General features: G+C 71.8%; 17 protein-coding genes and 4 pseudogenes. 13 read left to right on the top strand and 8 right to left on the bottom strand.

The features are described 5' to 3' along the window. Positions 1-118 precede the first annotated feature (118 nt). A partial coding sequence (locus UK82_RS03715; RefSeq protein WP_236705469.1) for a thioredoxin domain-containing protein occupies positions 119-2,060 on the top strand: 1,942 nt, incomplete at its 3' end. A gap of 239 nt (positions 2,061-2,299) precedes the next feature. Then, on the top strand, positions 2,300-2,875 hold the full coding sequence (locus UK82_RS03720; RefSeq protein WP_044883414.1) for a hypothetical protein: 576 nt from the start codon (positions 2,300-2,302) through the stop codon (positions 2,873-2,875). Positions 2,876-2,956: 81 nt separating this feature from the next. Here the strand turns inward: UK82_RS03720 and UK82_RS35475 are convergent. Further along, a partial coding sequence (locus UK82_RS35475) for a hemolysin III family protein (RefSeq protein ID WP_236705470.1) occupies positions 2,957-3,320 on the bottom strand: 364 nt, incomplete at its 5' end. Position 3,321: 1 nt separating this feature from the next. Next, positions 3,322-3,652: pseudogene (locus UK82_RS35480) on the bottom strand (hemolysin III family protein); the annotation flags it as partial. A 282-nt stretch (positions 3,653-3,934) separates the two neighbouring features. Here UK82_RS35480 and UK82_RS03730 point away from each other — a divergent pair. The 3 genes from UK82_RS03730 (at position 3,935) to msrA (ending at position 9,424) form a co-directional block, all read left to right on the top strand. After that, entirely contained in the window at positions 3,935-5,758 is a 1,824-nt protein-coding gene (locus UK82_RS03730) for a phosphoenolpyruvate carboxykinase (GTP) (RefSeq protein ID WP_055406301.1), read from the top strand. Between the two features lie 1,567 nt (positions 5,759-7,325). After that, positions 7,326-8,618, top strand: coding sequence for a PhoH family protein (locus UK82_RS03735; RefSeq protein WP_011607252.1), 1,293 nt, complete (start codon positions 7,326-7,328; stop codon positions 8,616-8,618). 140 nt (positions 8,619-8,758) lie between these two features. Continuing rightward, complete coding sequence (gene msrA / locus UK82_RS03740; protein ID WP_044883417.1) at positions 8,759-9,424, top strand: peptide-methionine (S)-S-oxide reductase MsrA; 666 nt, start codon at positions 8,759-8,761, stop codon at positions 9,422-9,424. 89 nt (positions 9,425-9,513) lie between these two features. Here msrA and UK82_RS03745 read toward each other — a convergent pair whose 3' ends face one another. Both UK82_RS03745 and UK82_RS03750 read right to left on the bottom strand, forming a co-directional pair. Then, positions 9,514-10,389: an HAD-IIA family hydrolase gene (locus tag UK82_RS03745; protein ID WP_044883418.1), complete on the bottom strand. Its 876-nt coding sequence runs from the start codon at positions 10,387-10,389 to the stop codon at positions 9,514-9,516. 64 nt (positions 10,390-10,453) lie between these two features. After that, the gene (locus UK82_RS03750) at positions 10,454-10,717 is read right to left on the bottom strand and encodes a hypothetical protein (RefSeq protein ID WP_152989792.1); all 264 of its coding nucleotides are present in this window, start codon (positions 10,715-10,717) and stop codon (positions 10,454-10,456) included. A 597-nt stretch (positions 10,718-11,314) separates the two neighbouring features. Between UK82_RS03750 and UK82_RS03755 the strand changes: the two genes are divergently transcribed. Both UK82_RS03755 and UK82_RS03760 read left to right on the top strand, forming a co-directional pair. After that, entirely contained in the window at positions 11,315-11,875 is a 561-nt protein-coding gene (locus tag UK82_RS03755) for a hypothetical protein (RefSeq protein ID WP_044883420.1), read from the top strand. 10 nt (positions 11,876-11,885) lie between these two features. Further along, on the top strand, positions 11,886-12,641 hold the full coding sequence (locus tag UK82_RS03760) for a maleylpyruvate isomerase family mycothiol-dependent enzyme (protein WP_236705471.1): 756 nt from the start codon (positions 11,886-11,888) through the stop codon (positions 12,639-12,641). Positions 12,642-12,880: 239 nt separating this feature from the next. Here UK82_RS03760 and UK82_RS35485 read toward each other — a convergent pair. Then, positions 12,881-13,134 (bottom strand): annotated as a pseudogene (locus UK82_RS35485) (hypothetical protein); the annotation flags it as partial. Between the two features lie 1,447 nt (positions 13,135-14,581). On the opposite strand from UK82_RS35485, the gene ppk2 reads away from it, so the two are divergent. Together ppk2 and UK82_RS03775 are read left to right on the top strand one after the other, a co-directional pair. Further along, on the top strand, positions 14,582-15,532 hold the full coding sequence (gene ppk2, locus UK82_RS03770) for a polyphosphate kinase 2 (protein ID WP_236705472.1): 951 nt from the start codon (positions 14,582-14,584) through the stop codon (positions 15,530-15,532). A gap of 380 nt (positions 15,533-15,912) precedes the next feature. After that, positions 15,913-16,569 carry a nucleoside monophosphate kinase gene (locus tag UK82_RS03775; RefSeq protein WP_044883423.1) on the top strand — a complete coding sequence of 219 codons (657 nt, stop codon included), beginning with the start codon at positions 15,913-15,915 and terminating at the stop codon, positions 16,567-16,569. Positions 16,570-16,594: 25 nt separating this feature from the next. On the opposite strand, the gene UK82_RS03780 is transcribed toward UK82_RS03775, so the two are convergent. Then, positions 16,595-17,191 (bottom strand): hypothetical protein, encoded by a 597-nt coding sequence (locus UK82_RS03780; protein ID WP_044883509.1) that lies wholly within the window; start codon positions 17,189-17,191, stop codon positions 16,595-16,597. Between the two features lie 803 nt (positions 17,192-17,994). Between UK82_RS03780 and UK82_RS03785 the strand changes: the two genes are divergently transcribed. After that, a complete protein-coding gene (locus UK82_RS03785; protein WP_236705473.1) occupies positions 17,995-18,552 on the top strand; it encodes an NUDIX domain-containing protein in 558 nt (185 codons plus the stop codon). 28 nt (positions 18,553-18,580) lie between these two features. Here the strand turns inward: UK82_RS03785 and UK82_RS03790 are convergent, their stop codons facing one another. Beyond that, the gene (locus tag UK82_RS03790; RefSeq protein ID WP_055406304.1) at positions 18,581-20,116 is read right to left on the bottom strand and encodes a serine/threonine-protein kinase; all 1,536 of its coding nucleotides are present in this window, start codon (positions 20,114-20,116) and stop codon (positions 18,581-18,583) included. Between the two features lie 158 nt (positions 20,117-20,274). Then, positions 20,275-21,120 carry an MBL fold metallo-hydrolase gene (locus UK82_RS03795; protein WP_055406305.1) on the bottom strand — a complete coding sequence of 282 codons (846 nt, stop codon included), beginning with the start codon at positions 21,118-21,120 and terminating at the stop codon, positions 20,275-20,277. A 422-nt stretch (positions 21,121-21,542) separates the two neighbouring features. On the opposite strand from UK82_RS03795, the gene UK82_RS03800 reads away from it, so the two are divergent. The 3 genes and pseudogenes from UK82_RS03800 to UK82_RS03805 all read left to right on the top strand — a co-directional run. After that, positions 21,543-22,148 carry a TetR/AcrR family transcriptional regulator gene (locus UK82_RS03800; protein WP_041939841.1) on the top strand — a complete coding sequence of 202 codons (606 nt, stop codon included), beginning with the start codon at positions 21,543-21,545 and terminating at the stop codon, positions 22,146-22,148. 40 nt (positions 22,149-22,188) lie between these two features. Continuing rightward, a pseudogene (locus tag UK82_RS42270) lies at positions 22,189-22,323 on the top strand (nucleoside/nucleotide kinase family protein); the annotation flags it as partial. 1 nt (position 22,324) lies between these two features. After that, positions 22,325-22,905 (top strand): annotated as a pseudogene (locus UK82_RS03805) (nucleoside/nucleotide kinase family protein); the annotation flags it as partial. Positions 22,906-22,908: the final 3 nt, after the last annotated feature.

The following is a 22,908-nucleotide window of genomic DNA, read 5'->3' on the forward strand; positions in this document are numbered from 1 at the left end:
GCCACAGTCGGCGCGCCGGGGCACGGGTGGGGGCATAGCCGCTCGCCGCTTTGGTTGCATAGCCAGTGACCCGGGGCTCCACAGACCCGGGCGACGCCAGACCCTGAGGAGTTGCCCGGTGCCGAACAAGCTGGCGGAGCAGACGTCTCCGTACCTGCTCCAGCATGCGGACAACCCCGTCGACTGGTGGCCGTGGTGCCCGGAGGCGTTCGCGGAGGCGGCCCGCCGCGGGGTGCCCGTGCTGCTCTCGGTGGGCTATGCCTCCTGCCACTGGTGCCACGTCATGGCGCACGAGTCGTTCGAGGACGTGGTCACCGCCGCCTACATGAACGACCACTTCGTCAACATCAAGGTGGACCGGGAGGAGCGGCCGGACGTCGATTCCGTCTACATGGACGTCACGGTCGCCCTGACCGGTCACGGGGGTTGGCCGATGACGGTCTTCCTCACCCCGACCGCCGAGCCGTTCTTCGCCGGCACCTACTTCCCGCCCCGACCCCGGCCGGGCATGGGGTCGTTCCGCCAGGTCATGGAGGCCGTGGTCGCCGCCTGGCAGACCAGGCGGGCGGAGATCGAGGAGTCGGGCGCCGACATCGCCCGCCGGCTGGCGGAGGCGGCGGCGCGCGGCCCGGTGGCCGGGCTCGCCGCGAGCCCGACGTCCGGCGTCGCCGACGAGCTGAGCCCGCCGCTGCTGGACACGGCCGTCGCGGGCCTGTCCGCCCGGTTCGACGCTCGGCACGGCGGATTCGGCGGGGCGCCGAAGTTCCCGCCGTCCATGGTCGCGGAGATGCTGTTGCGCCACGCCGCCCGCACCGGCGACGAGCACAGCCTGGAGATGGTGGCGCTCACCTGCGAGCGGATGGCCCGCGGCGGCATGTACGACCAGCTCGCCGGCGGCTTCGCCCGCTACAGCGTCGACGCGACGTGGACCGTCCCGCACTTCGAGAAGATGCTCTACGACAACGCCCAGCTGCTGCGGGTGTACCTGCACCTGTGGCGGGCCACCGGCTCGCCGCTGGCCCAGCGGGTGGTCCGGGAGACCGCGGCGTTCCTGCTCGCCGACCTGCGTACCCCGCAGGGCGGGTTCGCCTCGGCGCTCGACGCGGACGCGGTGCCCGCGGGCGTCCCGGCGGCGCACGCGCAGCCCGAGGAGGGCGCGAGCTACTCGTGGACGCCCGCCGGCCTGCGCGCCGCCCTCGGCGCGGACGACGGCGCCTGGGCGGCGGAGATCTTCGGCGTCACCCCGGAGGGCACGTTCGAGCACGGGACGTCCGTGTTGCAGTTGCCGGCGGACCCGCCCGACGCGGTGCGCTTCGCGGCGGTGCGCGCGACCCTCGCCGCCGCCCGGGCCGGCCGTCCGCAGCCCGCCCGGGACGACAAGGTGGTCGCCGCCTGGAACGGGCTGGCGATCGCCGCCCTCGCCGAGGCCGGCGTGCTGCTCGATGAGCCGGCCTGGATCCGCGCCGCCGAGGACGCGGCCGTGCTGCTGCGCGACGTCCATCTCGTGGCGGGCCGGTTGCGGCGCACCAGCCGGGACGGCCGGGTCGGGACGAACGCCGGTGTGCTGGAGGACTACGGCGACGTCGCCGAGGGGCTGCTGACCCTGCACCAGGTCACCGGGGATCCGGAGTGGCTGACCCTGGCCGGCGAGCTGCTCGACGTGGTCCGGGCCCGGTTCGCCGCACCGGACGGCGGCTTCTTCGACACCGCGGACGACGCGGAGGCACTGCTGCGCCGCCCCCGCGACGACTCGGACTCGGCGACCCCGTCGGGCCAGGCGGCGGTGGCGGGTGCCCTGCTCACCTACGCGGCCCTGACCGGCTCGGCCGAGCACCGGCGCACCGCCGAGGCGACCGTCGCCCGGTTCGCGCCGCTGCTGTCCCGCGACGCCCGGTTCGCCGGCTGGGCCGGGGCGGTCGCCGAGGCGCTGCTCGCCGGGCCGGCCGAGGTCGCCGTCGTGGACAGTCCGGCCCTGGAACGGCTCGCCCGGCTGGGCACCGCGCCGGGGGCCGTCGTGGTGACCAGCGGGCCGTTGGTCGCCGGGCGGGGGGCCCCAGGGGNGTACGTCTGCCGGGACTTCGTCTGCGAGCTACCCGTGCATACCGCGGAGGAGGTCCGCAGTCAGCTCGGCGTGAAGGTCGCCACCTGAGGCCCCAGGCACTTTCACTCGTGACCCGGTAAGCGTGTAATCGTCGGCGGGGTGTGTCGGCGCGCACCCCGGCGGGGCCACGGCTCCGGACCAGTTCGGCAGGCCGGGCCCGTCCGCGGGCCCGGCCCGGGGGACCTGAGGAGACTCGTCATGTCCGGTCCGCGTGGGCGCGGTTATGGCAGGCCGGGGGACCGGGCGGAGTCGGTGCCGGCGCAGGACGCGCCGGACTGGTTCGCGGCCCACATCCCCGCCGGGTGGTTCACCGGCCCGCCGGCCGTGGTCGTCGACCGGGACGAGATCACCGTCGTCGGGGAGCTCCCCGTCGAGGAACCCCTCCTTCACTCCGGAGGGGTGGAGCTGCCGGCTGGGCGTGATCCGGAGGCCGCCGCCCTGATCCGCCGCTTCCGCGAGCGCACCCGGGACGAGCGGATCGCCATCGCCGCCGAGGCCGAGCGGCGCTACGGGCGCAAGGTCGCGTGGGGGGCGACCGCCGGCACGGCCAGCGAGCTGTTCACCGTGCTGTCCGTGCCGGTGATGACGCGGCTGCGCCAGCCGGAGCGTCAGGTGCTGGACACGCTCGTCGAATCCGGCGTGGCACGCAGCCGCAGCGAGGCGCTGGCCTGGTGCGTCCGGCTGGTCGGGGACAACTCCGACACCTGGCTGCGCCAGCTTCGCGAGGCCCTCGAACAGGTCGAGAAGATCCGCTCCGAGGGCCCCGGCCGCTGACCTCTCCTCCTGCGCCGCCGTGTGTCGGGCGGGTTGGGCGGGTTGGGCGGGTCGGGCGGGTTGGGCAGCGGGTCGGGCGGGTCAGTAGATCGCGAACATCAGGGCGATGTAGTGGCAGGCCGCGGCGACGAGGGTGAAGGCGTGGAACACCTCGTGGTAGCCGAAGGTCGCCGGGGCCGGGTCCGGTCGCCGCGCGGCGTAGACGACGGCGCCAAGGCTGTAGCAGACGCCGCCGACCAGCAGCAGGACCATCGAGGCGATCCCGGCCCGGTGGGCGAGCTCCGGGATGACGAAGATGGCGACCCAGCCGAGGGCGATGTACAGCGGCACGGTCAGGTACCGCGGGGAGTGCAGCCACAGCATCCGGATGGTCACGCCGAGTGCCGCTCCGCCCCACACCACGGCCAGGACCACGCGAGCCGTGCTCGCCGGCATCGCAAGGAGGNCAAAAGGGGTATAAGTCCCGGCGATGAAAATAAAGATCATTGAATGGTCGAGGCGTTTCATGCGCGCTCGAGCACGTGACGTCGACCACATCGTGCGATGGTAGAGCGCGCTCGTTCCGAACAGCGCCGCAATACTCAGTGCGTATATCGCGATCCCCAGTCGGGCACGGAGCGTGGTGGCCAGCGCCACGGCAAGGAGACCCAGTGCAAGGCTTACGGGGAATGCCCCGGCATGTAGCCATCCCCGCATACGTGGTCGCACCAGGTCACGGGGGTGGGCGGGGCCGTCCGCCTGCGGAGGCCCGGCGGGCTGCTGCGTGAGGGAAGCCACGCCGAGGACGATAACCCGAGGCTTCCGCCAGCCACGAGACGGAGTCACCCGGCGGCGGTCCGTCCGTACCGGTGCGTGATGGATCCGACGCTTCTGTCCACTCGCTATCGCGCGACTGCGGGGGGAACGCGCGGTACAGTCTAATGATCCTGAACGCGGCCTCGAACTGCCCCTGTACCGCGGGTTTTGTCAGCGCGTGAACGAATACGTTCGAGTACTGAAGTCGGCACCTGCGCACGGGGCAAGAACGCGGCGGGTTCGACTCGACCGGAGGTGTGAGCTGTGACGACCGCGGCACAGATTCCGGGGCTGGAAGCGGCCCCGACGAAGCACGCCAGGCTGGTCGCCTGGGTGCGTGAGATCGCCGAACTCACCCAGCCGGAACGGGTTGAGTGGTGCGACGGATCGGAGGCCGAGTTCGACCGGTTGACCAGTCTCCTGATCGAGAAGGGGACCCTGGTCCGGCTGGACGACGAAAAGCGTCCCAACAGCTTTTACGCCGCCTCGGACCCCAGCGACGTGGCCCGGGTCGAGGATCGCACCTACATCTGCTCCGAGAAGGCCGAGGACGCCGGCCCCACGAACAACTGGATGGACCCGGCGGAGATGCGGGTCAAGCTCCAGGGCCTGTTCGAGGGCTCCATGCGCGGTCGCACGATGTATGTCGTGCCATTCTGCATGGGTCCGCTCGGATCGCATATCTCGGCCCTCGGGGTCGAAATCACCGACTCGCCTTACGTTGTCATTTCAATGCGCACCATGACCCGTATGGGAGCGCCCGCACTCGAACAGCTCGGTGAAGACGGCTTCTTTGTGCCGGCGGTGCATTCGCTTGGCGCTCCGTTGGAGTCCGGTGCGGCCGACGTCGCTTGGCCGTGCAACACGACGAAGTACATCACCCATTTCCCGGAGACCCGCGAGATCTGGTCTTATGGATCGGGTTACGGCGGTAACGCACTGCTCGGCAAGAAATGCTACGCACTGCGCATCGCGTCCGTCATGGCGCGCGACGAGGGCTGGCTCGCCGAGCACATGCTCATCCTCAAGCTGACGTCGCCCGCGGGCAAGGTTCACTACATTGCCGCGGCTTTCCCGTCGGCCTGCGGAAAGACCAACCTCGCGATGCTCATTCCCACCCTTCCCGGGTGGAAGGCGGAGACTGTCGGTGACGACATCGCGTGGATGCGGTTCGGTGAGGACGGCCGGCTCTACGCTGTCAACCCCGAGGCCGGCTTCTTCGGTGTCGCCCCCGGCACGGGTGAGCAGACCAACCCGAACGCGATCAAGACGCTGTGGGGCAACACGGTCTTCACGAACGTGGCCCGCACCGACGACGGCGACGTCTGGTGGGAGGGGCTGACCAAGCAGGCCCCGGGGCACCTCACCGACTGGAAGGGCCACGACTGGACCCCCGAGTCCACCGAGCCCGCCGCGCACCCCAACGCCCGCTTCACCGTCCCCGCCGGGCAGTGCCCGACCATCGCCTCCGAGTGGGAGGACCCGAAGGGCGTGCCGATCTCGGCGATCCTGTTCGGTGGGCGCCGGGCGACCGCGGTTCCGCTGGTCACCGAGGCGCCCGACTGGCGGCGCGGGGTCTTCTTCGGCTCGATCGTCGCCTCCGAGACGACCGCGGCCCAGGCCGGCGCGATCGGCAAGCTGCGCCGCGACCCGTTCGCGATGCTCCCGTTCTGCGGCTACAACATGGCCGACTACTTCGCCCACTGGCTCGAGGTCGGCCAGAAGGCCGACCAGGCGAAGCTGCCCCGGATCTACTACGTGAACTGGTTCCGCAAGAGCCCGGAGGGCAAGTTCCTCTGGCCCGGCTTCGGCGAGAACAGCCGCGTCCTGGCCTGGATCGTCGGCCGCCTCGAGGGCCAAGCCGACGGTGTGGAGACCCCGCTCGGTGTCCTGCCGACCAGGGACGCCCTGCCGACCGAAGGCCTCCAGATCGACGAAGCCGACCTGGACGCCCTGCTCACAGTCGACATCGACGTCTGGAAGCAGGAGGCCGACCTGATCCCCGAGCACTACCAGACGTTCGGCGACCGGCTCCCCGCCGCTCTCTGGGCCGAGCACGAGGCCCTGGTCAGCCGTCTCGACGGCTGACCCGCGACACCAGCGTCACCCCGGCCCGCGCCGGGCGGTTCCCCCGCCCGCGCGGGCCGTCGCATGTCCGCCCCCAGCCGGTTCCCGCCGGATGCCCGCCCCGACCGGCTTCCCCGACTGGTTGCGCTCTGTCACGATTCCCGTGTACGGCGCACGCACTTGTGCGCCCGTTATGCCGTGGCCGGCGGCCCCGCATTCACCGGAAAACGGGCCCGCTCTCCGCTCCCTGGGCCCGGCGGCCCGCATGTTCCACGGGCACCTGCGCGTGTCGTCGCGGGGATTTCCTGCAACGTCCGTGACTGATCGGCGGATTTCCGTCAAGGGGGCGTGAGGGTCGGTCGGCAGGAGAATCGGACCCCGCCGGGCCGCCCGCTCCTCGGAAATTGTGGTCCGTCCAGCCCCGTGCCGCCCGATCCATCCGGCCCGAGTCGTTCCATCCACATTTCCCGGTGTTGCCGGGCCACCTCGCCATGTTTCCGAAAGACTTCCGGCCACCCCGTACGCGCCCGGAAGGGCACTCGCGTTACCTGGGTCCCAGGCCGGAGCCGCCCGATTCCTTGCTCCTGGTCCGGAGCTGATCCCGGCGGCCGGCAGATTCCCGATCACCGTCCCGTGGCACCCGCCCCGAGGATCCGGGTCGGTTAGGTACTCCTAACCTTTCCTGGTCTTCTCGGGACCATGGCATCCTCGACCCCACCGGCAGACCGCACCGCCCGCCCTTGTCGCCCTGGCGTGTTCTCCGCTTCGCCGCATCCGGTACCCTCCGCTCCCTTTCCGTGATTTCCTCACCTCTCCGTGACGCCTTTCCGCCTTCGCGGCCGGGAGGACGCGCCCCCTGCTCCCGGCTGCCCGCTCCGCCCGCCGGCCCCCGTGGCCCTGCCGTGCGGGTCTCCATCCCCTGCCGGGCCCCGACCCCACCGGTCCTACGCCGCGCAGCCGAAGATCACAGTGTTCCGCGGAACCGCGCCCGGCTGCCTGACCTCGACGGGAACGATGAGCCCCACCTCCACACCTCGACAATCTGGAGGGGAGCGGAACTGCTGGAGGTTGATGGCGGGCCGAGGGCCTGGGGTGGTGATCAACCTCCAGCGATTGCTGNCGTGCGGGGAGGTTGATCACTTCTGATGGGTTCCGGGGGATGGTGCTCCGGGCTTGGGGCGGGGATCGACCGCGTGACGGGGTTGTTGCTCGGGTGCGACTCTATTGATCTTGTGGTCTGGATGTGGTGCGGCTTGCGGGAAGGTCGGTGAGTGCTGGCCGGCGCCCTGGGGAGGAGGGCTGCTGCGGGGCGTCACGATCGGGGCGCTATGTCACCGAAAGGGACACAGTAGGCACCCGAGGAGGCAAAACGTTTCCCGTTCTTAACGCAACGTGTTGCTCGAAGTGGGTCGCCATCCTGGGAGGTGGCAGCTACCGTGAGAGCCCTAGCGTCTCAAGCCGTGGTCCGGCGTGGTGCCGGACCTCTCGGGAGGCCCCTCGGTGCCGCAAGCGCGACTACACCAGGAGGCCGGTGCCCGGCTCCTGGAGGGGTCGGTCCCGGACTACCTCCGAGTAAGCGGGTGGGCGTGTGCCACGAACGCATGTCGTCGACACAAGCGTGCTGCTTTCTGATCCTGGCGCGCTGCTGCGGTTCGCGGAGCACAATGTCGTGCTCCCCCTCGTCGTCATAGGGGAGCTGGAGGGCAAGAGGAACCACCCGGAGCTGGGCTGGTTCGCCCGGGAGGCCCTGCGCCTGCTGGACGACCTGCGCATTCGGCACGGTCGCCTCGACCAGCCCATCCCGCTGGCGGGTGGGGGAACGCTTCGGGTGGAACTTAATCACACCGACGCGGCGGTGCTTCCACCGGGGTTCCGGGTGGACACGAACGACTCGCGGATCCTGTGTGTCGCGATGAACCTCGCCCGCGAGGGCGCGGACGTCGTGCTGGTCACCAAGGACCTTCCGCTGCGGGTCAAGGCCTCGGTGCTGGGGCTGCCGGCGGAGGAGTACCAGGCGTTGTCGCCGGTGGACACCGGCTTCTCCGGCATGGCGGAGCTCACCGTCGCCCAGGAGGACCTCGACCGGCTCTACTCCCGTGAGTACACGGAGATCCTGGAGGCCGCCGATCTGCCCTGCCACACGGGTCTGGTGCTCACCACGGCAGGCGGCAGCGCCTCGGCGCTCGGCCGGGTCACGGCGGACAAGCAGGTCCGGCTGGTGCGCGGGGACCGGGACGCGTTCGGGCTGCACGGGCGGTCCGCGGAGCAGCGGGTGGCGCTCGACCTGCTGCTCGACCCGGACGTCGGCATCGTCTCGCTCGGCGGTCGGGCCGGCACCGGCAAGTCGGCGCTGGCCCTGTGCGCGGGTCTGGAGGCGGTGATGGAGCGCCGGGCCCACCGGCGGGTCGTCGTCTTCCGGCCGCTCTACGCCGTCGGCGGTCAGGAGCTCGGTTACCTGCCGGGCAGCGAGAACGAGAAGATGGCGCCCTGGGCGCAGGCCGTGTTCGACACCCTCGGTGCCCTGGTCTCCCAGGAGGTGATCGAGGAAGTCGTCGACCGGGGGATGCTGGAGGTGCTCCCGCTCACCCACATCCGCGGGCGGTCCCTGCACGACGCCTTCGTGATCGTCGACGAGGCGCAGTCGCTGGAGCGTGGAGTCCTGCTCACCGTGCTGTCCCGGCTGGGGCAGGGCTCTCGGGTGGTGCTCACGCACGACGTGGCGCAGCGCGACAACCTGCGGGTCGGTCGGCATGACGGGGTCGCGTCGGTCATCGAGACGCTCAAGGGTCACCCGCTGTTCGCGCACGTCACGCTCACCCGCTCGGAGCGTTCGCCGATCGCGGCGCTCGTGACCACGATGCTGGAGGACCTGGTTCTCTGACGCGCCGCACCCGGACCGGGCCCGCGTGGTGGCCCGGTCCGGGGTCCAGTCCGCGGATCCGGCCGGGCGCCGGCGGGCCGCGGGAACGCCCGGCCGCCCTGGATGGTTGTCAGAGGAGACACTCACCGGAGGTGGCACAGATGTTCTTCGGTCGCCATAAGACCACGCTGCCCACGCCCGAGGAGGCGCTCCCCGGCCGGGATCGCCCGGTTTTCGTGGGCGACTCCCGGCACACCGTCCTCGGCACCTCGTTCACCGGGCCGTTCCCGGACGGGCTGGACACGGCCGTGTTCGGCCTTGGCTGCTTCTGGGGCGCGGAGCGCGCGTTCTGGCAGGTGCCCGGCGTGTACACGACCGCGGTCGGCTACGCCGGCGGATCCACCCCCAACCCGACGTACGAAGAGGTGTGTTCCGGGCAGACCGGGCACACCGAGGCCGTGCTGGTCGTGTTCGACCCGGCGAAGGTCTCCTACGCCGAGTTGCTGAAGGTGTTCTGGGAGGGGCACGACCCGACCCAGGGCATGCGCCAGGGCAACGACGTGGGCACCCAGTACCGCTCGGCGATCTACACGACGTCCGAGGCGCAGGCGGTGGCGGCCGGCGCGAGCCGGGACGGGTTCGAGAAGGTCCTGCAGGGCGCGGGCTTCGGCCCGATCACCACCGAGATCGCCCCGGCGGGCCCGTTCTACCTTGCGGAGGAGTACCACCAGCAGTACCTGTCGGACGCCAAGAATCCCTACGGCTACTGCGGCCTCGGCGGCACCGGGCTGTCCTGCCCGGTGGGCGTCGCAACCGCGGACGGCTGACCGCGGACGGCTGACAGCGGCCGGTGGTCTGGGCCACCGGCCGGTCATCGCCTTCGCCGAGCGCGGCGGATCAGCCTGAGGCCGTGGGATCAGCTCTGGGTGGCGTGGCGTGGTTCCGCGTCGTCGGGGGCGGCTGCCGGGGCCGGGCGGCGGGCCGGCGCGGTGGGCGCCCCGTCGATGGTGTGGACGTCCCGCCCGACCGGGATCCGGGCGATGCTGTCCACGACCGCGGTCGGACGGTAGGGGAACCGCTCGATGTCGGCGTGCGTCGTGATGCCGGAGAGCACGAGCACGGTGTCCATCCCGGCCTCCAGGCCGGCGACCACGTCGGTGTCCATCCGGTCGCCGATCACCACCGTCGTCTCGCTGTGCGCGGACAGGGTGTTCAGGGCGCTGCGCATCATCAACGGGTTCGGCTTGCCGACGAAGTACGGGGTGACCCCGGTCGCCTTTGTGATCATGGCGGCGACGGCGCCGGTCGCCGGAAGGAGCCCCTCGACCGACGGTCCGGTCGGATCGGGGTTCGTCGCGATGAAGCGGGCGCCGTCGCGCACCAGCCGGATCGCCCGCGTGATCGCCTCGAAGCTGTAGGTCCGGGTTTCCCCGAGCACCACATAATCCGGCGAGCTGTCGCTGAGCACATATCCGATGTCGTGCAGCGCCGTGGTGAGCCCCGCCTCGCCGACGACATACGCCGAGCCGCCCGGCCGCTGCGTGTGCAGGAACAGCGCGGTGGCGAGCGCGGAGGTCCAGATTCGCTCAGGCGGGATCTCCAGGCCCGAGCGGGACAGTCGCGCCGACAGATCGCGGGCCGTGTAGATCGAGTTGTTCGTCAGTACCAGAAAGCCGAGGCCCGAGGCGATGACGCCGGCGATAAACGCGTCCGCCCCGGCAATCGGGTGTTCCTCGTGGACGAGAACGCCGTCCATGTCGATGAGATAGTTCTCGATGATCCGTTCCGACATGGCCACTGATTCTGCCCGCCGGCCGGCCCGACGGCGGGCAGGGGCGGTTACTGGGAGGGGCGTCTCACAGCACCGCGACGCCGGCGGCCTGCTGGCTGGCCGGCAGCGTCAGACACAGGGCGGGGACGACGAGCCACTCCCGCAATCCCTCGTCGTGCGCGTACTTGTGCGCGTAGCCCGGGCTGCGGAACGGGCCGACCACCCCGCGCACCCGCCCGCCCGGGCCCCCGAGCACGACCACGGCCCAGGCGGCGGCGTCGTCGTCGTCGTCCGCCGCCCGGTCCGGCAAGGATGTGGATTCCCACCAGTACGGCCCACCCTCGACCATTCACGCCCCCTTATGCATGTTTTCCAGCGGCCACCCGTGATGGCGACACATGGTTCGGCAGGTCATCGCGCCGGGCGCGCACATTCGCGTCGCTGGATGTCGTTGCCGAAATGATCGTCGCCTGGTCCCTCCGGCCGGGCCGGCGATGCGCCACGATGCACGCCGACGCCGTGGATGGCCCCTCCGATATCGTGCGCCTTCCCGTCGTCTTGTCCATCGAAACAGCCGAATTTTTTCTCGGCGGTGTCCGACGGACAGCTCACGGAACGCGCATCTGCATTGGCTGGTGCACGGCCGTTCTCACTCGGCATACGTTCGCGGCGGTCCGGGCACGGCCGAATCGAAAATGTGACAAACATCGTCGAGTGCTCCGGCGACCCACCGCGGGGTGGCGCGAGGGTGGCGCCCGGCGTGGGCTCGGCGGGGTGCGATCGCGGTCCGGCGGGGATGCGATCGCGGTCCGGCGAGGGGTGGATCTGGCCGGGAGCGGCGGGCGGTCGGAGAGGTCTCGGGGCCGGCCGGCGGCGACCCGGGCGCAACGTCCGGGTTGATTCGGGCGTCTGTTCTGTCGGTTACTTCTCGCGATGTGGGGGATCCGTGCGCCGGCGCCGTAACGATTACCGCAACTGGGAGGAACTGTCCCGCCAGGAGCGCCGCCGGGGCCTCGCGATCCTGGGCGTGGCCGGCGCCGGTGCGGTGACCGCGGTGTACCTGATTGTCGGCGGCGGCGGAACACAGGCCGAGGCCGGCGCGGTGGTCCCGCCGACCATCGACGTGAAGACCCAGCTCGCCACCTGGTACGCCACCACTGCCGGGATCCGCGACGAGATCGTGGCGTCCGTCAACGTGGTGCGCACGGACATCCAGGCGTCCGACGGCACGGCGCTGAGGCCGGCGTGCGTCCAGCTCGGCCAGGCCGTGGACCGGATCGGTGCGCTCGGCGTGCCGCCCGTCGCCACCGCCAGCCAGACCTGGACCGACGGCGCCACCGCCTACGCCCAGGCCGTCACCGCCTGCGGGAACCTCTTCGACGGCACCGCCCTGCCCCCGCCGGTCCTGCTCCAGCGCACGACCGATGCCCTGAACACCGCCGACGGCCACTGGACGAGGCTGGCCGCCCAGATCGGCGCGCCGGCGCAGATCGTTGCGACGAACTAGCACGTCGCCCGTGGGCGTCTGCCCTGCCAGACTCGGGCAGGTGGACCATCTCGCGCTCATCGAGGCCGAGGGCGTCGCGTTGCTGGCGACGACCAGCGAGCATCTCGACAGTCCCGTGCCGACCTGCCCGGGTTGGAGTTCGCGCCGCCTTCTGCGGCACGTCGGACGCCTGCTGCACAGCGTCAGCGCCGTCGTGGCGCGGGGCACGACCGAGCCGCCGCCGCCGAATCCGCCCGCGCCCACCGACGACGAGGGACTGATCGCCTACTACCGGCGCTCCCTCGACGACCTGCTGCGCGTGCTGCGCGAGACCGATCCCGCCCGGCCGGCGTGGAACCACACCGGGGTGGCGCCGCCGGTCGCCGGGTTCTGGCACCGCCGCCTCGCCCAGGAGCTCACCGTGCATCGCTGGGACGCCGACAACGCCGTCGGCGCCGCTCGCCCACCCGCGGCGGAGGTGGCCGCGGACGGCGTGGACGAGCTGCTGACCATCCTGCTGCCCGGCGAGCGCGCCCGCGCGACGACCACCGGACTGGCTCACGGTGGCGTGCACGTCCACCTCACCGACGTCGAGGGGGAGTGGCTGGTCGCGCTGGCCGGCAACGACGTCACCGTGACCCGGGAGCATGCCAAGGGGGACGCCGCCCTACGTGGCCCCGCCGCCGCCGTGCTGCTCGCCCTGTGGGGCCGGCTGCCGTTCGACGATCCCGATCTCGCCGCCTTCGGTGACGTCGCTCTGCTCCCGGCGCTGCATCCCGGCGTCTGACCCGCCCGGGCACACCCGAGCGGCGGCCCCCGAGCGGCCGGGGCAGCACCACGGTGGTGCCACCCGGGTGTGCCGCCGGACGGCGCTACCGGGGGTGGCGGCCCGCCAACGGGATGGCATCGCGGTGCCGGCACTCACGTGCGGCCCGCGGGCGTCAGGAACCACCCTGGCGGGTGTCAGGAACCACCCTGCGGGCGTCAGGAACCACCCTGCGGGCGTCAGGAACCACCCTGCGGGCGTCAGGAACCACCCTGCGGGCGCCGGAACAGGGTCGCGGTGGGCGCGGCCTGGCTCAGGGTCGCCTTCGCCGGGGTGAACAGGAACGACTGCTGCGGCACGCCGTCCGGCCCGAGCAGGAACGCCCGCTCGATCGAGTCGACCGTGATGCGGGCCCCGCGGTCGATGCCCGCCCCGACGACGCGGGTGGCCTCGATCGTCGAGATGTCCTCGGCGACCGTGCCGGGGGGAAGCTCGACGGCGGTCGCGGCGGGGGNGTCCTGTTCGATCGCCCAGAGGGGATAGATCTTGTTCGACCGGTAGGTCTCGCTGTTGCCGGACAACCGCACGCCGACCGACAGACCGACCCAGTTGTTCTCCGTGTTCGGCGTCCCCACCGTGTTCTTACGGATGATCAGATAGAGGTAGTTGCGCGGGTCGCTGATCTTCGTGGTGGAGTTCGGCGCCTTGTTCTCGTCGACCTTGCCCTCGCGGGCGACCTCCTGCGCCATCACCCAGTAGGTCCACGGGTTGCGGTCCATCTGCCGCTCGCGGGCGTCGGCGTTCGGGTCGAGGGTGTCGGCGGCGGACAGGGCGAACCGCATCGGGCCGTCCGGGTTCTGGCACATGCCGTTGTTCAGCGTGCACGTCCCGAGCAGCGGGTGACCGCCCTCGGAGCGGCCGGTGAAGGGCTGCGTCGTGTGGTCGGGGCCCTGGATGACCGCGCTGCCGGGGATCGCGTTGCCGGCGGCGTCGATCTCCACCTGGTAGGTCCACTCGATGTCGGTGGTGCGGCCCCACTGCGCCATCAGCGCCGGGGCGGACGTGCCGCCGTCCTCGTTGCTCCAGACCATCGAGTAGGTCAGCAGCCGGTGTCCCGAGATCGCCGTCGGCGCCTCGGAGTGGAAGGCCAGCAGCGGCGTGTCCGTGATCGCGTTCTGGAACGGTCCGCCGGCCAGCGGGTCCGCCGCGGTCGCCGACGACGGCGCGCCCGCGTCGGGAGAACCGGCGGTGGGCAGCGGCACCGTCCGGCCGTACACCACCGGGGCGTGCGCCAATGCCTGGTAGCCGCTGTCCTGGGGCGTGACCGTCCGGAAGGTGAAGCCGGTCAGCCGGGCCGACGCGGCCGCCTGCGGCGAGCGGTCGGCGGCGAACTGCGCCCGCAGGGTGTGGTCCCCGGCGGCGAGGTGGCCCAGCGCCAGGCTCCGCTTGATCGGGAACGAGGCGGGGATGACGACGTCGGTGGCGTAGGTGTTGTCGACGAACAGGGACACCACGGCCGACTCGCTGCCCGGCGAACCCCACGACACGCCGGGCGCGGCGGTGGTGACGTCGAGCAGGACCTCGCCCTCGGCGCCGGTCCGGAACGGCATCGAGGTGTCCTGCCCCCGGTTCAGCACGACCTCCGCCGGCGGTGCCGGCGCCTTGTCACCGGAGCCGCACGCCCCGAGCCCGACCGTCAGTGCGGCTGCGGCCAGAGCCGCACCCACCGCCCGCCGCAGTCCCCTCGACACCCGCGTTCCTCCCCGAAATCGGGGAGGTCGCCACCCGCGCGGCCGTTCCCCACGTCCCCGATTCCCGTACACATCCTGCTCTGTAGTGAATTGTCGTCCTGCACCGGTACGGCCGGCGCCGAGCGGGTGGCCACGCGTCCGGTGGCGGCGATGATGGGCTGATGGCAATCCCGAGGCGGGCGAGTTGCTCAGGGCAGGGAGAGTGGGGACATGGCGCAGGGACGACACGGCGGGCCGGCGGGGGACGGGGCCGGCGAGGGCGGCGGGGTCACGGCCGGCACCGGTGGGTCGCCGCAGGCCGCCGGACCCGCCGGACCCGCGGGGATCGCCGCGGCCGATCCCTCGACCGCGGCGGCCCTCGCGGTGGGAATCACTCCGTGCCGGGTCTCCAGGAAGGAGTATGAGAGGGAACTCGACCGCCTGCAGACCGAGCTGGTTCGGATGCAGGAATGGATCCGGCATACCGGATTCCGGCTGGTGGTGGTCTTCGAGGGGCGGGACACCGCGGGCAAGGGCGGCACCGTCAAACGCATCCTCGAGCGGCTCAACCCCCGCCAGTGCCGGGTCGTCGCGCTGGGCACGCCGACCGAGCGGGAACGCACCCAGTGGTACTTCCAGCGCTACCTGGCGCACCTGCCCGCCGCCGGCGAGATCGTGCTGTTCGACCGGAGCTGGTACAACCGGGCGGGGGTCGAGCGGGTGATGGGATTCTGCACCGACGACGAGTACGACGACTTCCTGCGCACCTGCCCGCAGCTCGAGCGGGCGCTGGTCCGCTCCGGGATTGTCCTGGTGAAATACTGGCTGTCGCTCAGCGACGAGGAGCAGGAGCGTCGCTTCCAGGAACGCATCGACAATCCCGGCAAGCGGTGGAAGCTGTCGGCGATGGACCTGCAGGCACGGGCCCGTTGGGTGGATTTCGCGGCGGCCAAGGACGAGATGTTCGCCTACACCGACATTCGTGAGGCGCCCTGGTACGTGGTGGACGCCGAAGACAAGCGCACGGCCCGGCTCAACCTGATCAGCCATCTGCTGTCGGTCGTGCCGTACGGCGACGTGCCGCATGACCGCGTCGTGCTGCCCCCGCGGCAGGAGAAGGCCTACAAGCGACCCCCGATCGACAGCCAGACCTGGGTGCCGCGCCGCTACGCGCGGGGCTGAGCGGGCCGTCCGGCGGGCCAGGCGGCCCGCCGCGGGTGGCGCGCAGGTGCCACCTGATCAGGGTGAGACGGCCCTCGCACAACCGCCCTTTCGGTGCCGGTCGAGGACCTGCGCCGGCCGTCCGTCGGGTGGCGCCACCGGGTCGACGGGCCTGCCGGCGGTGGCCGTAACCTCCCGCTGCCCGCGGTTCTTCGGCACCCACCCGCGGCCCGTCACGCCGTTGACCAGGATCTGTGTCGTTGCCCACGCCGCATTCACGCGGGTGGCTGCCGGGTCGGCCCATTCGTTCAGCGGATACGGTACCCGGCAGGGAATGAACCGGACGACGGTCCGCGGCCGACCACCTGTGCGACCTGCGATTCGAGCGGGAGAGGGATTTCGTGCGCAAGTTCGTCATCATGGGAGTACAGGGCAGTGGCAAGGGAACCCAGGCGACGATGCTGGCACGGGATTTCGACCTCGTCCACATAAGCGTCGGCGACGTCTTCCGCTGGAACGTACAGAATCACACGAAGCTGGGCGCCCAGGTGAAGCGGACGGTTGCCGCCGGCCACCTGGTCGGCGACGACCTCGTCGAATCGGTGGTGCGCACCCGGCTGGCCGACCACGACTGGAACTACGGCTTCATCATCGACGGATTTCCCCGCAACGCGCGGCAGGCGGAGTTCTTTCTGGAGAGCTACGACATCGACGGGGTCATCTATCTGGATCTCCCGGACGACGAGGTCTACCGGCGGGTGCTGGCCCGCCGACTGTGCTCCCGCTGCGGCCTGGACTACAACCTGATAGCGAGCCGGCCGGTCATGCCGGACACCTGCGACGTCTGCGGAGCACGGCTGCGCAGGCGGGCCGACGACAATCCCCAGGCACTGGCCGTGCGGCTGCGTGACTATCACGAGAAGACCCAGCCGGTGATGGAGATCTTCCAGCGCAAGGAGTTCGTGGCCGTCGTCGACGCCCGCCGGGAGCCGCGGGCCGTTCAGACGGAGATCCGCGGGTACTTCAACCTGCCGGACCTGGCCCCCGCGCCGGTGTGATGCCCCGGCGGCGCCGGCCGCCTCGTCAGTTCTTCGTGAACACGATGGCGATCGCGTTGGACTGGCCGAGGCCCGCGGCGCCGAGGCTCCCGGTGACGCCGTGCCCGGTGAAGGCCAGCGCGCGGGCGACGCCGGGAAGGCCGACGTCCGAGGTGATCCGGTAGCCGGCCGGCGGCAGCGCCGTGCGGTAGAAGGCCGCCACCCGGTCGCTGGGCACCCCCGACAGCGTCACCGTCGAGGTCTTCCCGGTGGTCGTGCCGACCTTCACCCCCGCTCCGGGCGGCAGGGGGAAGTCCGCGGGGACGTTGGTGCCGTGCAGCGCGGCCGGTCCGGTCACCGTATCGATCTTCCCCACCCCGGGGATGGACGTCGACAACGAGCTGGGAAGGGCCGTCGGCAGGGCGGTCGGCAGGGCCGTGGGCAGGCCGCTCGGCAGGGCCGTGGGCAGCGCCGTCGGCAGGCTCGCGCTGGCGCTTGGGTCCGGCAGGTCGACGCCGTCCGAGCCGCAACCGGCCGTCAGACCGACGAACCCGGTCAGGGCGAGCCCCGCCATGAGCACCGTGGCCCGACGGGCACGGCGCTCCCCTGGGCGCGTCGCGTCGAGAGCCTGACTGTCGGCCACGGTGGGGTCCTCCCGTTGGTCCCGCGGTTCCCGGGCCCAACCGTCGCATCGCTCCAGGTAGCCGGTGAGGGCGTACGTGATGGCGATGTGCCTTGGTGCCGACGGATGGCGGCCCGGTGTCGGCATTCTGCCGTTGCGTCCTCGCCGACCCTAGTCGCGGCCGGACGCCGGCTGCCCGCGGTGTCGGCTGACCGTCACGATCATCGGTGCCGGGGGTACCGCAACCGCTGCGGGGCCACCCGAACGTGCTGCCTACAGGTGCCGGTTGCCCCCGCGTTCGGCGCCCGCGTGTTCCGCCGCCCCGGGCCGCCCGTATCCGGGCTGACCTGGGGTGAGGTCGACCCTCGACTGAAGATGGAGCAAAATTTCTGATTTGCGGCACGAAGGAGGTTTAGCGATGGTAGGGGCGGGGTACCCGGCAGGCGGGTACTTGCCCTGTTTGTCCGCTTCACCCGATCTCGGGAAGGATGGATCGACGTGCGGGATGCCGTAGGGGTTGCGGCCGGCGTGCCGCGAAGCTCGACCAACTGTCACACTCCGTCGCGATGCCGGGGCGGTCTGGTGAGTTGCCCACGGGGAGGGGTGCGTCGCGCCGAACGTGGCCGAGCGTCGCGCGCATCGTCTCGCGGGCCAGCGCGACTGGACGAGGAAGTCCAGGAACATGCCGAACTGGCATTCCGATTTCTTCCGATATAGCCAGGTTTATCGACACGGTGAGTGAGGGTATGTGTGCAGTACGAACTTCGGAGTGTCCCGCCCCGGTGTTCCGTGTTGAGCACCCGACACCTGTACGTTCTCTGAGCGTGGCGGTCACCAACAACGCGGTGATCGGTGTGGCCCTCGGCTACATCGAGGCGAACCCGGACGAGATGGACCTCATGCGGTCCTTGGTCGTGCTTGCCCTGCACGGGCCTGCCATCGCAGCCCGTAGCACGACGCCGGCTCACGTCACCTGCCGCGCCGCGATCGTTTCCCCCGACTGGCAGGTTCTTGAGATCACGGACTCGGCCACGTCCACCTGGCACCTGCCGGGCGGCCACGTGGACGCGGGCGACTCGTCCCTGCTCGGCGCGGCGCTCGGGCTCGCCGCCCGCCGTGCCGGAGTGGAGACGAACATGGTCATCCCCGACGGGATCATCCCCTTCGACGTCGAGGCGAGGATTGTCGAGGCCGCGCCGACGCGCGGGGAACCCGAACACGTCCACTACGAGATGACCTACCTGTTCCACGTCGAGGACCGCAGCCTCGCCGTGCCCGACTCCGTCAGCACCCGCGTCCGCTGGGTCGAGCCCGGGCAGGTCGCCGGCCAGCTCGGCGAGAAGCTCACGAAGGCGTCCCGCCAATCCCGCCTGGTGCCCTGATCCCGGTAGGCGGGGCCGGGTGCCCCGCCTACCGGGTCGGCTCCGGCCGCGCGGCGGCCGGACCTCGCAGGTACAGCGCGAACGCCGCCGCGAAACAGCAGGCCAGGGCGAGCTCCGACGCCGCGGCCGCCCGCGGGCTGCCGGCCCACAGCTCGCGGGCGAGGAACAGACCGAGCACGCCGCCGGCGACGCCGCCGGCGATGACGGTCACGGAGACGAACCAGGCGGTTATGCCGCCCGGTGGACGTGGGGCCTGCGCGCCCACCGGGGCGACCGGGGTGACCCGGCCGGTCCGGTCGCCGCTCCGGTCGCCGCTCCGGTCGCCGCTCCGGACGAAGGCCAGTACGCCCACCGCGGCGGCCACCAGGCCGGCGCCGCCCGGCCCGGTGACGTCGCCCGCGGGGTAACCCCCCGCCGCGAGCGCGAGGCCGAGCAGGCACAACGCCGCACCGATCACCGCCCCCAGCATTCCGCCGGCGCCGCGGGGACCGATCGGCGCCGGCTCGCCGTGGTTCGGGTGGTTCAGGTGGTTCGAGTGGCCCGGGCTGCTCGGCGTCGTGACCAGGTCCGAGTCCCCGGTCCTCGACTCCTCGATCCCCAAGCCGCCGATCCCCGAGTAGGCGATCCCGCCGCGCGGGCCACTGATCCAGTCGTCCGCGGCGCGGGTGGCCGTGGCGGGGACGGCCCGGCTGATCAGCGGGAGCGCCTGTGCGGGCCAGGGCCGGACGGCTGGCCGGGTCACCGGAACGCCCAGCTCCTGGATCTCGGCGGCCAGCCGGGACGCGGTCGGCCGGTCCGCCGGCCTCTTCGCCAGCGCCCAGCCGACCAGGTCGGCGAGGTCGCCGGGCAGGTTCGTCAGGACTGGTGGGGAGTCCGCGACGGCGGCGTAGGCGTCGTGAGGCGTCGCAGTGGGGAACGGTGGCGTCCCGGCGGCGGCGTAGGCCACGCAGCATCCCCAGGCGAAGACGTCGCAGGCCCGGGTGACGACGCCCGTGAAGCGTTCCGGCGCCATGAACGCCGGGACGCCGATGGGCGGGCCCTGGGTGGTGAGGCTTTCGTCGTCGGCCTGGACGCGAGCCAGGCCGAAGTCGATGACCTTGATGCCGTTCGGCAGACAGATGACGTTCGCGGGGTGCAGATCGCGGTGGACGATGCCGTGCGCGTGGATGTCGGCCACCGCCTCGGCGAGCTCGGCGGCGAGGGCCAGCAGGAAGCGGTCGCGGAAGACGCCGGCCTGGGCCACGACCTGGCCCAGGTTGGCGCCCTGGACGTATTCGAGCGCCACCCAGGGCGGGCGGCCGGTCACGTCGGCGGCGAGGAAGCGGACCACCCGTTCGCTCGTCAGCGTCCGGTGGGTCGCGACCTCCGCGACGAAGCGCTCGTAGGCCTGGGGGATCGGGTGGTCGCGGCCGAGGCTGCCCGGGATCTTCAGCGCGACCCGCCGACCGACGGAGTCGCGTGCCAGGTAGACGACGCCCATGCCGCCGGCACCGATGCGTTCCAGCAGCGTGTACGGCCCGATCTGGCGGGGGTCGTCCTCGCGGAGAGGGTCGTGCTGCGCCATCGAGACCTCCGGGAGCCGCGCCGGTCCAGCCGTCGGGCCAGAAGTCTCGCAGGCGGCGCCGAACCGGCCCACCCCCCTCGCCTGTCCGGAGGCTTCGGCGTCCGATTTGTCCCGCCGGCTGGGCGGGCGTGGGGACAAGCCGGCGCACAGGATGGCGGCTACGGGGTGTCGGTGGCGAAGCGGAGGTAGCGGTCGGCGGAGCGGCGCACGGCGGCCCGGCCGTCGGCGCGGACCACGGTCTGCCAGAACGCGCCGTAGACGGCGTCGAAGTCGAACGGTTCGAGCAGGGCCAGCGCGCGGCGGACGACGCTGGGCCGTTCCGGAATGTAGTTCGGGTAGCTGTACATGAAGCTCACCCACCGGCGGTCGAGGACCACCTGCAGGATGTCGCCGGAGAACAGCGCCCCCCGCCCGCCCTCGCCCTGCGCCCAGTGCAGGACCGTGCCGCCGGCGAAGTGCACCCCGCCGTTGATCAGGGTCAGCCCGGTGCCGATCGTCAGCGCGTCGCCGGACCACAGCTCGACGGCGCCGTCCGGCCGGCCGAGCCAGTCGGCATCCGCGGCGTGGACGTAGATCGGAGCGCCCCCGAACGCCCGGCTCCAGTCGACCATCGCCCCGTAGAAGTGCGGATGGCTGACCGCGATGGCGGTGACGCCGCCGAGCGCGGCGACCCGGCCGGCGAGCTCGTCGTCGAGGAAGGGCACGCAGTCCCACAGGATGTTGCCGGCGTCCGTCTGGACGAGCAGCGCCCGCTGCCCGATGGAGATCTTCGGTTCGACGCCGACGCCGGTCACCCGCTCGCCCTCCGGACGCAGCACGCCGCGGTAGCCCCCGGCGCGCAGCCGGGCCAGCGACGTCCACCGCTGCCCCTCCCACCCGACGTACTGCCGCTCGTCCTCGCAGACCGGGCAGTCGACCCGCACGGCGCCGTACTGCACCCCGCAGGTCAGGCAGATCGGCAGGTCGAGATCGAGGTCGGGAAGACGGAACGGCGGCACGGGCACCCCCGGGGACGGGTCGGCGGCTGGGGTTCGTGGATTCGGATTCGCGGCCTGGTCAGTGGGCCACGAGCTGGCGGAACCGGCTGCGGTGGAACACCAACGGTGTCACGTTCGGGTCCGAGCCGGGCGCCTGGACGCACAGCAGCGCAATGACCGTGATGGGAAAGTTGCTGCGGCGTAGGGAGAAACGTCTGGTTACGACGTTGCGGGAATGCTCGGGCGGCAGTCCGGATGATCCGCACGCGCACGCCCGGCAGGTGCCGTGGCCTGCGTGGGAGGCCGTCTGCGAGCGGAGCGGGGCGCCGGCTGAATCCTTTAGCTTTGCTACATTTTGTGTTTTCGACCGTGCTGATGGCGCTTTGTGGGGGTTGCTGGCCCGGGTACGCGCCGACAATGGAGTGTCGGCTCCGAGTCACGAGGTACCCATGAACCCACCCAGCAGGAACGTCGAACGGGGTGCCGCGACCCGGGAGCACCTGCTCGGCGTCGCCACCCGGCTGTTCGCCGAGCGGGGCTACGAGGGCACCTCGATCGACGCCGTCCTCACCGAGACCGGGGTGAGCCGCGGTTCGCTCTACCACCACTTCAAGGGCAAGGACGCGCTGTTCGACGCGGTGCTGGAGGCGGTCGAGCTGGACGTGGGCCGCCGGCTGGTGGCCGCCGTCGGCACCGACAGCTCGCGCGACCCCGCCACGGCGCTGCGCCTGGGCTGCATGGCCTGGATCGGCATCGCGGGCGACCCCGTCGTCCAGCGCATCCTGCTCATCGACGCACCGGGGGTCCTCGGCTGGGCACGCTGGCGGGAACTCGACGAGCGGCACGCCTTCGGCAAGATCAAGCAGACGGTCGCGGAACTCGCCCGGGACGGCGTGTTCGACGCCTCGATGGCCGACCTGTTCGCGCACGTGCTGCTCGCCTCGATGAACGAGATCGCCCTGCTCGTCGCCCGGGCCGACAACCAGCGCGCCGCGATCCGCCACGCCCGTGCCGCCGTCGACGAACTCCTGCGCCGCCTGCTGCGCCCGACCTGACCCCATCGCCCCCGCCGCGAGCCGGTGACACCATCACCGGGTGGATCCCCGTCCGCCGGCCCGGCCCGGCGCGCTGATCGGTCGGGCGGCCGTGCTGGCGAGGGCGCAGACGCTCCTGGCGGCGGGCGGGCGCGTCCTGCTCGGGATCGCCGGGCCGCCGGGCGCCGGGAAGAGCNCCCTCGCCGACTGGCTCGTCACGCAGCTCGACGCCCGCCACGGCACGAGCCCGAGGCTCGTCGCGCAGGCGCCGATGGACGGCTTCCACCTGCCGAACGGCACGCTCGCCCGGCTCGGCCTCGCCGACCGCAAGGGCGCCCCCGAGACGTTCGACGCCGCCGGTTACGCGTCCCTGCTGGCCCGACTGCGCGCCGGCGGACCGCAGGAGGTGGACGCGCCGTCGTTCAGCCGCCTCCACGACGCGCCGGTCCCGGGAGCGCACCGGATTCCGCCCACCGTGCGGCTGGTGATCTGCGAGGGGAACTATCTGCTGCTGGGTACCGGAGCCTGGGCGCAGGTGCGCGCATGCTGCGACGAGACCTGGTTTCTCCAGGTCGACGAGGAGGTCGCCCGGACCCGTCTGATCGCCCGGCACACCTCCGGCGGGCGCTGCGGACCGGCCGCGCGACAATGGGTCGAACAGAACGATCTTAACAATCTGCACCTGGTGGATGCGACGGCCCCGCGCGCCGATTACCTGGTCCGGCTCCCCCCGGACGAACCGCCGCCCGATCGGATCCGCCTGGCCGCTGACCGCTGAGGA

The organism is Frankia sp. ACN1ag (assembly GCF_001414035.1).
Lineage (GTDB): Bacteria > Actinomycetota > Actinomycetes > Frankiales > Frankiaceae > Frankia > Frankia torreyi.

Excerpts from the sequence above, each read along its gene's own strand:
- UK82_RS03745 (WP_044883418.1), bottom strand. The coding sequence starts at position 10,389 with ATGTCGGAACGGATCATCGAGAACTATCTCATCGACATGGACGGCGTT.
- UK82_RS03750 (WP_152989792.1), bottom strand. The coding sequence starts at position 10,717 with ATGGTCGAGGGTGGGCCGTACTGGTGGGAATCCACATCCTTGCCGGAC.
- UK82_RS03800 (WP_041939841.1), top strand. The coding sequence starts at position 21,543 with ATGAACCCACCCAGCAGGAACGTCGAACGGGGTGCCGCGACCCGGGAG.
- UK82_RS03720 (WP_044883414.1), top strand. The coding sequence starts at position 2,300 with ATGTCCGGTCCGCGTGGGCGCGGTTATGGCAGGCCGGGGGACCGGGCG.
- ppk2 (WP_236705472.1), top strand. The coding sequence starts at position 14,582 with ATGGCGCAGGGACGACACGGCGGGCCGGCGGGGGACGGGGCCGGCGAG.
- UK82_RS03790 (WP_055406304.1), bottom strand. The coding sequence starts at position 20,116 with ATGGCGCAGCACGACCCTCTCCGCGAGGACGACCCCCGCCAGATCGGG.
- msrA (WP_044883417.1), top strand. The coding sequence starts at position 8,759 with ATGTTCTTCGGTCGCCATAAGACCACGCTGCCCACGCCCGAGGAGGCG.